Source organism: Streptomyces sp. NPDC043867 (assembly GCF_056435845.1).
In genome coordinates this window covers 1-8960 of sequence record NZ_JBWKDS010000017.1, presented here as the reverse complement: position 1 = coordinate 8960, position 8960 = coordinate 1, and the positions used below count along the sequence as shown (strand labels likewise).

Annotated in this window: 9 protein-coding genes and 1 riboswitch; of the genes, 1 reads left to right on the top strand and 8 read right to left on the bottom strand. The window is 71.3% G+C overall.

Features of this window, described 5'->3' with window-relative positions; translation table 11 throughout:
• Positions 1-114 precede the first annotated feature (114 nt).
• The 3 genes from AC069T_RS18465 to mscL form a co-directional block, all read right to left on the bottom strand.
• Positions 115-972, bottom strand: a complete 858-nt coding sequence (locus AC069T_RS18465) for a M23 family metallopeptidase (protein WP_478783747.1) — start codon at positions 970-972, stop codon at positions 115-117.
• Between the two features lie 2 nt (positions 973-974).
• A riboswitch (cyclic di-AMP (ydaO/yuaA leader) is annotated at positions 975-1132 on the bottom strand.
• 498 nt (positions 1133-1630) lie between these two features.
• Positions 1631-2176, bottom strand: a complete 546-nt coding sequence (locus tag AC069T_RS18460) for a phosphatase PAP2 family protein (protein ID WP_478783746.1) — start codon at positions 2174-2176, stop codon at positions 1631-1633.
• Positions 2177-2301: 125 nt separating this feature from the next.
• The gene (gene mscL / locus AC069T_RS18455) at positions 2302-2769 is read right to left on the bottom strand and encodes a large conductance mechanosensitive channel protein MscL (protein ID WP_478783745.1); all 468 of its coding nucleotides are present in this window, start codon (positions 2767-2769) and stop codon (positions 2302-2304) included.
• 253 nt (positions 2770-3022) lie between these two features.
• On the opposite strand from mscL, the gene AC069T_RS18450 reads away from it, so the two are divergent.
• Positions 3023-3820, top strand: coding sequence for a tyrosine-protein phosphatase (locus tag AC069T_RS18450; protein WP_478783744.1), 798 nt, complete (start codon positions 3023-3025; stop codon positions 3818-3820).
• Positions 3821-3890: 70 nt separating this feature from the next.
• Here AC069T_RS18450 and AC069T_RS18445 read toward each other — a convergent pair whose 3' ends face one another.
• The 5 genes from AC069T_RS18445 to AC069T_RS18425 all read right to left on the bottom strand — a co-directional run.
• Positions 3891-4007 carry a DUF6126 family protein gene (locus AC069T_RS18445; RefSeq protein WP_478783854.1) on the bottom strand — a complete coding sequence of 39 codons (117 nt, stop codon included), beginning with the start codon at positions 4005-4007 and terminating at the stop codon, positions 3891-3893.
• Positions 4008-4039: 32 nt separating this feature from the next.
• The gene (locus AC069T_RS18440) at positions 4040-4678 is read right to left on the bottom strand and encodes a helix-turn-helix domain-containing protein (RefSeq protein WP_478783743.1); all 639 of its coding nucleotides are present in this window, start codon (positions 4676-4678) and stop codon (positions 4040-4042) included.
• Positions 4679-4746: 68 nt separating this feature from the next.
• Complete coding sequence (locus tag AC069T_RS18435) at positions 4747-6342, bottom strand: aspartate aminotransferase family protein (RefSeq protein WP_478783742.1); 1596 nt, start codon at positions 6340-6342, stop codon at positions 4747-4749.
• The gene (dxs, locus tag AC069T_RS18430) at positions 6339-8234 is read right to left on the bottom strand and encodes a 1-deoxy-D-xylulose-5-phosphate synthase (RefSeq protein WP_478783741.1); all 1896 of its coding nucleotides are present in this window, start codon (positions 8232-8234) and stop codon (positions 6339-6341) included. Before dxs ends, AC069T_RS18435 begins: the two co-directional genes overlap by 4 nt.
• Before the next feature lie 30 nt (positions 8235-8264).
• A partial coding sequence (locus tag AC069T_RS18425; protein WP_478783740.1) for a flavodoxin-dependent (E)-4-hydroxy-3-methylbut-2-enyl-diphosphate synthase occupies positions 8265-8960 on the bottom strand: 696 nt, incomplete at its 5' end.

The following is an 8960-nucleotide window of genomic DNA, read 5'->3' as shown; positions in this document are numbered from 1 at the left end:
ACGTACCCCACCCCACCCCCCCCCCCCCCCCCCCCCCCCCCCCCCCCCCCCCCCCCCCCCCCCCCCCTCCGGCCTCCCCCCCCTCCCCTTCCCCCCCCCCGGCGTGTGCGGGCGTCAGCCGACGGAGACGCCGTGCGCGCGCAGGTACGCGATGGGGTCCACGTCCGAGCCGTAGTCCGGGGTGGTGCGGATCTCGAAGTGCAGGTGCGGTCCGGTGACGTTGCCCGTCGCGCCGGACAGGCCTATCTGCTGGCCGCCGGTCACGGTCTGCCCGGCCGAGACCGACAGCGAGGACAGGTGGGCGTACTGGGAGTACTGGCCGTCGGCGTGCCGGATGACGACCTGGTTGCCGTACGCGCCGCCCCAGCCGGCCGAGACGACGGTGCCGGGCCCGACGGCCTTGAGGGAGGTGCCGGTCGGGACCACGAAGTCGACACCGGTGTGGTAGCCGCTGGACCACATGCTGCCCGCAGTCTTGTAGGCGGTGCCGACGATGGCGCCCGCGACCGGCAGGGTGTAGCCGGAGCTGCTGGTGGCCGCGGCCGGAGCGGCCTTCGTCTTCGTCGTCTGGGTGGTCTTGCCGGACGACGGGGCGGCGGGGGACGCGGCCTTGCCGCCGAGCGTCAGCTTCAGACCCGGGTGGATCAGTGCCGGGTCGCCCCCGATGACCGCGCGGTTGTCCTGGTAGAGCTTCTTCCAGCCGCCGCTGACGTGCTGCGTGTCGGCGATCTTCGCGAGGGAGTCGCCGGCCTTCACCGCGTAGGTCTTCGTCTCGGCCTTCTGGGCGGCGGCCGGCGCGGCGGCGGCGGCCTTCTCCGGAGCGGCGGAGACGGCGGCCGCGGGAGTCGCGGCGTGGGCGCCCGCGGCTCCCATCAGCGGCAGGGCGAGTGCGGCGCCGCCGGTGCCGACGACGGCGATCGAGCGGGTGAGGCGCAGGGACTTGGGACGGCGGTGCTTACCCTTCGCGGGCATGGTGCATTCCTCTCCGGCGCCTGCGAGGTGAGCTGTCGGGTGCGAGCTGGAGATGCCCGGCCGCGTTGCGCGCGGCTCAACCCCTAGCCTGTCCGGAGACCGGAACAGGCGTCATACCTGTGGGTCCCCCGCTCCTGCCGTGGACGGGTGAGTGTGCGGGATTCCGGGCGGCGGCAGGATTGGGCGTCCGTCCGGAGTGAGGGTGAACGTAGGCGACGTGAGAGGGCGTCGACAAGCTTGTGGGTTTTCTGTGCACACCCATTTCTTGATCCATGTCCGGATTGCCGGTCACTGTCCGTCGACGAGTGATCTTTCCGGGTCTGCAATCGCCCGGTAATCCCGAAGACTTGAGAAACCGGGTTCACGACGCATTGTCACCGGTATGACGCTGCTCACGCGCCACCCCGCCAGGAGGCCCTGATTGCGCACCAGTTGGGACCCATACCCACAAATGGGACAGAAGGTCCAGACAGTTCATTGAAGGATATCTGCCGCATGGCGTCCGGCCTTCGGGGTCCGGCGTCAGGCGTCCGGCGTCAGGCGTCAGGCAGGACACACGGACGGCGACGGCGGACCGCTCGTGGAGACGCGGCCCGCCGAGGGCTCGGACGGCCGGCCGCACCGAGGCGGCCACGGTGGGGAGCGTGCTCCCCGGGGCTCACCGCAGCAGACGCAGCACCAGCCGGGGGCTCTTGCGCACCAGAGCGGCCGCGGCCAGGCCGATCACCGCTCCGGCCGCGACGTCGGACGGATAGTGGGCGCCGGTGTGCACCCGCTCGGTGGCCACCATCGCGGCCGGAACCGCACACACGGCGCCCGCCAGGGGCCACACCGCCGCCACCGCGGCCGTGAACCCCACGCCCGCGGCGGTGTGCCCGGAGGGGAACGAGGAGGAGTCGGGCCGCTCGTGCACGTCCTCGTGCGAGATCCATTCCTTCGGCGGCCGCTCCCGCTCGCACACCTGCTTGAGCACGGCGTTGGACACCAGCTCCGCCACAGCCATGCTCGCCAGTCCCGCGGCCGCGGCCCGACGGCCTTTCCAGCCGGCCAGGGACATGACGGCGGCGGCACCCCACCACAGCTTGGTGTGCTGGGCGGCGTCCTCCACCGCCGGCAGCACGCGCCGCGCGCAGTCCGACTGCCACGCGGCGACCCGCCGCGTCAGCCGATGATCCTTTTCACGAAGGTCCGCCCATGCGTTCATGGGCTGCGACTTCCCGCAAGGGACGAGTCGTAACGGGCATCAGCCCGGCGCCCGCGTGGCAGCTCGGACCCGAGCGTCCGAACGGGGCAGCGTGCGTGCCGCCCCGTCCGACAGGCCGATCGTTCTCACCGGTCCTGACGAGCGGGTACGGTGCCGTCCCCCGCAGACTGGGCCGTCACCTGCGCGGGGAGCGCCGGCAGCGGACTGGTGCAGGAGGCGCAGCGGCGGGCCTCCGTGGGCACGGGGCTGAGGCATTCGGGGCACTCGCGCTTGGGTGCCTGCACGTCGTGGCTCGGCGCGAAACGCTGGTGCAGCTTGTTCACGGGCAGCACCACGAGGAAGTACAGGGCGGTCGCGACGAGCAGGAAGCTGATGGCGGCGTTGATGAACGCCCCGTACGGGAATTCGGTCCCGCCCACCGTGAAGGTCTTGCGGCTGAGGTCACCAGTGGTCCCCGACGCCAGACCGACCAGCGGGGTCAGGAAGGCCCGGACGAAGCCGTTCACCACGGCGGTGAACGCCGCACCGATGACGATGCCGACCGCCAGGTCGACCACATTGCCGCGCAGGATGAATCCGCGGAAGCCCTTCACCTGTCACTCCTCCATCTGCCTGGGTCACCATCCGCCGGCGCGGGCGGTCCCCGCACGGCCCGGCGCCCTACGAGCGACGTCTTACCGGCTTCGGCCCCGGGCAACCTTCGGTCACGTCGTCGCGGTACTCCGCCCGGGATACGCCGCCTGTGGACAACTCATTGCCCCAGGAACCCATGTCGTATCGTCAGGAGCGCATCCGGTCGGTGAGCTACGCCGAGGCAGCGCCGACGGACGAGTGGGAGGAGCCCCCGTGACGCAGCAGATCCCGTCGACCGAGCCAGAGCTGGCCGGAGTGCGCAACTTCCGTGACGTGGGCGGCCTGCCCACCACGGACGGTCGGCGAGTGCGGTACGGGCGGTTGTTCCGCAGCGGCCACCTCGCGCACGCGACCGGGGAGGACGCCGAGTTCCTCGCCTCGCTCGGCCTGCACACGATCTTCGACTTCCGTAACGCCGCGGACCAGAGGCTGGAGGGCCCGGACATCGAGCTGCCGGGCGTGCGGAACGTGAATCTGCCGCTGAGCGACCCGGCGGACGGCGCCGAGTTCTGGAAGATGGTCCGCGACGGCGACCTGGAGCAGCTGCGCGCGATCCTCGCCGACGGCAAGGCGGCGGACCGGATGATCGGCTCCTACCGCATGATCATCAAGGAGCGCACCGCCGAGCACTCACGCGTGCTGCACGCGCTGGCGGAGGACAGTGTGCCCGCCCTGATGCACTGCGCGGCGGGCAAGGACCGCGCCGGCCTGTCGATAGCCGTGACCCTCCTCGCCGTCGGTGTCGAGCGCGACGCGATCCTCGCCGACTACCTGGAGTCGAACGCCGCGCACCGCCGGTACAAGGTCCACCGCAGCAGCTCCGCGGCCTCCGCCTACTCCCCCGAGGTCATGGAGCTGCTCAGCCCGCTCTTCGACGCCCGCGCCGAGTATCTGACGGCCGCCTTCGAGACGATCGAGGCGACCTGGGGCGGGACCGATACCTACCTGGAGCAGGGGCTGCGGGTCACCCCGGAACTGCGGGAGCGGCTGCGCGACCGGCTCCTCGAGTGACGAGATCCCGGCCCGGGGTCCTGACGGCCGGTCTCCCGCGGGGCCGGCCGAGCGGGACGCCCCCCTTCGGCTACTGGTTCCGTGCACCCAGTGTGAACAGCAGATAGACGAAGGCCGCGAACAGGTGGCCCACGGCCACGTAGACGATGAGCCGCACCCACAGCGCGCGCGGGAACTTCTCCTCCATGGACCGCCGGGACCCGGGCTCCGTGGGTTCGGTCATGACGTCTCTCCTGGTGTCGGGTGGCCGGTCACCGGGCCGAGGCACAGCGCCGTGGTGGGGCTCTGCAGCAGTGTGTGGACGAAGAGCAGCTCGGCCCCGGCGCGGTCGGCGGCGGCCAGGCGGTGCGGGGTGAGCGAGTCGAAGTGCGCGCTGTCCCCGGGCGCCAGGACGTGCGCGGTGTCCCCGAGGCGCAGGCGCAGCCCGCCCTTGAGGACGTACAGCCACTCCTCGCCGGGGTGGACGCGCACGATGTCGCCCTGCGCCCCGTAGGGCACGTGCACGCGCAGTGCCTGCATGCCGCGGCCGGGGGCGCCCGCCTGCCAGTAGGTCCAGCCGCCCGCCGTGCTGGGCTCCAGGTCGGCGGCGCGCATGACGGCGTCCCGGTCGGCGACGCTCTCGCCGAGCAGCTCCGAAACCGTCGTACCGTAGACGCGGGCGAGCGCGAGCAGCATCGGCAGCGAGGGCTGGCGCTGCCCGGTCTCCAGCCTCGAGAGATGGGCGGGCGAGAGCCCGGCGGCGCGCGACGCCGCCTCCAGGGTGAGGGAGGCGCGGCGGCGCAGTGCGCGCAGCTGCGGGGCGACGGCGGGCAGCTCGTCCCCCGGTCCGGGAGGGTGCGTACCCTCGGCAGGGCTCATACCGTCCATTGAGCCGCAGCGCTTGCCTCCGCGGCAAGTTTGTTGCCCCGGAGGCAAAAGAAGGGGCGTCAGCGGTTCGCGACCGCCTGCTTGACCAGGGTCTTCCCGAAGTCCCACATCAGTCCGCCCCCGCTGTGCGCGTCGTCCATGACGGCGGTGAAGGCCTCCACGAACCGGTCCACGTCGCGCTGCCCGATGATCAGCGGCGGAATCAGCTTGATCACCTCCAGGTGATCGCCGGAGACCTGGGTCAGGATGCGGTGCCGTTGCAGCAGCGGCACGACCACCATCTGCGCGAACAGTCCCTTCCGCGCGGCCTGGAGCATCGTCCACCGGCTGCGCAGTTTGAGCGACCGGGGCCGGCCGAACTCGATGCCGATCATCAGGCCGCGGCCGCGTACGTCACTGAGCAGCTCGTACCTGTCGACGAGCGCCGTGAGCCGGGACTTCAACTGCTCGCCCGTCGCCCGGGCGTTGGCGACCACCTGCTCGTTCTCCAGCACGGAGAGCACGGCGAGCCCGGCCGCCATGGCCTGGGCGTTGGATCCGAAGCTCGCCGAGTGCACCAGAACGCGGTCCATCGACGAGTAGACCTTCTTGAAGATCCAGTCCCTGCCGAGCGTCGCGCCGACCGGCACGTAGCCGCCGGACAGCGACTTCGCCACACAGACCAGGTCCGGCTCCACGCCCTCCTCGTGCTGGTAGGCGTAGAAGTCGCCGGTACGTCCGAGCCCGGTCTGCACCTCGTCGGCGATGAGCAGCGCCTTGTGCCCGCGCAGCAGCTCCTGGGCCGCGCGCAGATAGCCGGGCGGGGCCTCGAGCACGCCCTTGCCCTGAATGGGTTCGACGATCAGTGCGGCGACGTCGCCCTTCTTCAACTCCCGCGCCAGGGCGTCCAGGTCACCGAGCGGGACGGCCGTGTCGGGCAGGAGCGGCGCGAAGCCGTCGCGGAAGCCGCTCTCGCCGTTCACGGACAGCGAGCCGGTGGTCAGCCCGTGGAAGGCGTGCGCGCAGAAGAGGACGCGCGGCTTTCCCGTCGTGTACCGGGCGAACTTGAGGGCGGTCTCGACGGCCTCCGTGCCGCTGTTGCCGAAGAACACCCGGTCCAGGTGCGGGCTGTGGGTGAGCAGCTTCTCCGCGAGCAGTCCGGGCAGGGGCTGGCAGTCGAAACGGGTGAGGTCGGCGAGTGAGGCGTCGAGGACGTCGTGCAGCGCCTTGCGGACGACGGGGTGGTGGCGGCCGAGGCCCATCACGCCGAATCCGGCGAGCATGTCCAGGTAGTCGTTGCCGTCGGCGTCCCAGAAGTGCGCGCCCTCGGCCCGCTCGTAGACCTTGTCGAAGCCGATGGTGTGCAGCATGCGCGGGAGCTGGTGGTTGAGGTGCTTGGTGTGCAGCTCGTAGCGCTCGCCGCCGCGCTCGGCCAGGAGCTCGGCGAGATCGAACTCCCGGGCGCCGGAGAGCGGCTCCCTGGAAGGGGACTCCTCGGAACGGGATCTCCCGGAACCCGACTCCCCCGTGTCGGAAGCAGCGGAACGGGACTCCCGGAAAGGAGAGTTGACGGAAGCGGAGTCCCCGGAGGGGGAAGGGGCGGAAGGGGAGTCCCCGGGCAGGGGCCTCCCGGTGACGGGCTCCTCCGAGGGAGCCGTCCCTGAGGGGATGGTCATTCCTGTTTCTCCTTGGCGAACTGGTCCTTCGCCGCCAGGCCGGCGCTGATCCGTCCGGCGATCTCGACGGGCGTGAGGCCGATGTCCGCGAGCACCTCACCGCGCTTGGCGTGCGCGAGGAACTGCTCCGGAATGCCGAACCTCCTGACGGGTAAGTCGACTTCGGCGTCACCGAGGGCGAGGGCGACGGCGCCGCCGACCCCGGACGCCCTGCTGTTGTCCTCCACGACGGCGACGAGACGGTGCCGGGCGGCGAGGCCCGGCAGCGCGGGATCGACCGGCTTGACCCAGCGCGGGTCGACGACGGTGCAGCCGGTCCCCCGGGCCTCCAGCAGCTCCGCGGCCCGGAGGCACACCGGCGCCATCACGCCGACGGCGACCAGAAGCACCTCGGGCCGCTCGGCGCGGTGCAGGACGTCCATGCCGCCGGCCCGGCCGACCGCGGGGACGGCCGGCCCGACCGACTCCTTGGGGAAGCGGACCAGCGTCGGGGCGTCGTCGACGGCGACCGCCTCGCGCAACTGGGCCCGCAGTTGGCCGGCGTCGCGCGGCGCGGCGATCCTCAGCCCCGGCACGACCTGGAGGATGGACATGTCCCACATGCCGTTGTGGGAGGCGCCGTCCACACCGGTGACGCCCGCCCGGTCCAGCACGAAGGTCACCCCGCACCGGTGCAGCGCGACGTCCATCAGCAACTGGTCGAACGCCCGGTTGAGGAAGGTCGCGTAGACGGCGACCACGGGATGCAGGCCGCCCGTGGCCAGCCCGGCCGCGGACACCGCGGCGTGCTGCTCGGCGATCCCGACGTCCCAGACCCGGTCGGGGAACCGTTCGGCGAACTCCCCGAGCCCCACCGGGTGCAGCATGGCCGCCGTGATCGCCACGACGTCCTCGCGCTCCTCCCCGATGCGGACGATCTCGTCACCGAACACCGAGGTCCAGGAGGGCCCGTTGACGGGCGCCAGGGACTCGCAGGTGAGCGGGTCCATCACACCGACCGTGTGGAAACGGTCCTCCTCGTGCGCGAGAGCGGGTTCGAAACCGCGGCCCTTCTCGGTGAGGCAGTGGACGAGAACCGGCCCGTGAAAGCCCTTGGCGCGCCGCAGCGCCGACTCGACGGCCGCCGTGTCGTGCCCGTCGATCGGCCCGACGTACTTGAGCCCCAGGTCCTCGAACATGCCCTGCGGCGCGAACGCGTCCTTGAACCCCTTCTTCGCGCCGTGCAGCGACTCGTAGAGGGTGTTCCCGACGACGGGCGTCCGCAGCAGTACGCCCTTCCCCCAGGCCAGCGCCTTCTCGTACCCGTCGGTCGTCCGCAGGGTCGCGAGGTGGTTGGCCAGGCCGCCGATGGTCGGGGCGTACGAGCGCTCGTTGTCGTTGACGACGATGATCAGCGGGCGGTCCTTGGCGGCGGCGATGTTGTTCAGCGCCTCCCACGCCATGCCGCCGGTCAGCGCGCCGTCCCCGATGACCGCGACGACGTGGCCGTCACCGCCCCGCACCTCGCGTGCCTTGGCGAGACCGTCCGCCCAGCCCAGCACGGCCGACGCGTGGCTGTTCTCGATGACGTCGTGCTCGGACTCCTCGCGCGACGGGTAGCCGGAGAGGCCGCCCTTGCCGCGCAGCTTGGAGAAGTCCTGGCGGCCGGTGAGCAGTTTGTGCACATAGCTCTGATGGCCGGTGTCCCACAGGATGCGGTCCACGGGCGACTCGAAGACCCGGTGAAGCGCGAGGGACAGTTCCACCACGCCCAGGTTGGGCCCGAGGTGACCCCCGGTCCTCGCGACCGCCTGCACCAGGAACTCGCGTATCTCAGTGGCCAGTTCGCCGGTCTGCGCCTCGGACAGCGCCTTCAGGTCGCGCGGTCCCCGGATGCTCTCCAGAATGGTCACGCTCGGGCCCCCTCTCGGTCCGTTTCCGCTTCAGATCACCGTCACCGCGGGTGTCCCCGTGACGGCGGGGGCCCCGGACGCGACGTCGTCCTCCATCTGCTCGGCGAGTTTCATCGCCTCTTCGATGAGGGTCTCCACGATCTTCGACTCGGGCACGGTCTTGATGACCTCGCCCTTGACGAAGATCTGCCCCTTGCCGTTGCCGGACGCGACACCGAGGTCCGCCTCACGCGCCTCACCCGGACCGTTCACCACACAGCCCATCACCGCCACACGCAGCGGCACCTCCATGCCGGTCAGCCCCGCCGTGACCTCCTCCGCCAGCTTGTACACATCCACCTGCGCCCGCCCGCACGACGGACACGAAACGATCTCCAGACCACGCTGCCTGAGGTTCAGGGACTCCAGGATCTGGATGCCGACCTTGATCTCCTCCACCGGCGGCGCCGACAGCGAGACCCGGATGGTGTCCCCGATCCCCTCCGAGAGCAGCGCACCGAAAGCGACCGCCGACTTGATCGTGCCCTGGAACGCCGGCCCCGCCTCCGTCACACCCAGGTGCAGCGGGTAGTCACAGGCCGCCGCCAGCTGCCGGTACGCGTTGACCATCACGACCGGGTCGTTGTGCTTGACCGAGATCTTGATGTCCCGGAAACCGTGCTCCTCGAAGAGGGAGGCCTCCCACAGCGCCGACTCCACCAGCGCCTCCGGCGTCGCCTTCCCGTA

Coding starts and splice junctions, on each gene's coding strand:
- AC069T_RS18435 (WP_478783742.1), bottom strand. CDS start 6,342: ATGACCATCCCCTCAGGGACGGCTCCCTCGGAGGAGCCCGTCACCGGG.
- AC069T_RS18445 (WP_478783854.1), bottom strand. CDS start 4,007: ATGGAGGAGAAGTTCCCGCGCGCGCTGTGGGTGCGGCTCATCGTCTAC.
- AC069T_RS18460 (WP_478783746.1), bottom strand. CDS start 2,176: ATGAACGCATGGGCGGACCTTCGTGAAAAGGATCATCGGCTGACGCGG.
- AC069T_RS18440 (WP_478783743.1), bottom strand. CDS start 4,678: ATGAGCCCTGCCGAGGGTACGCACCCTCCCGGACCGGGGGACGAGCTG.
- AC069T_RS18465 (WP_478783747.1), bottom strand. CDS start 972: ATGCCCGCGAAGGGTAAGCACCGCCGTCCCAAGTCCCTGCGCCTCACC.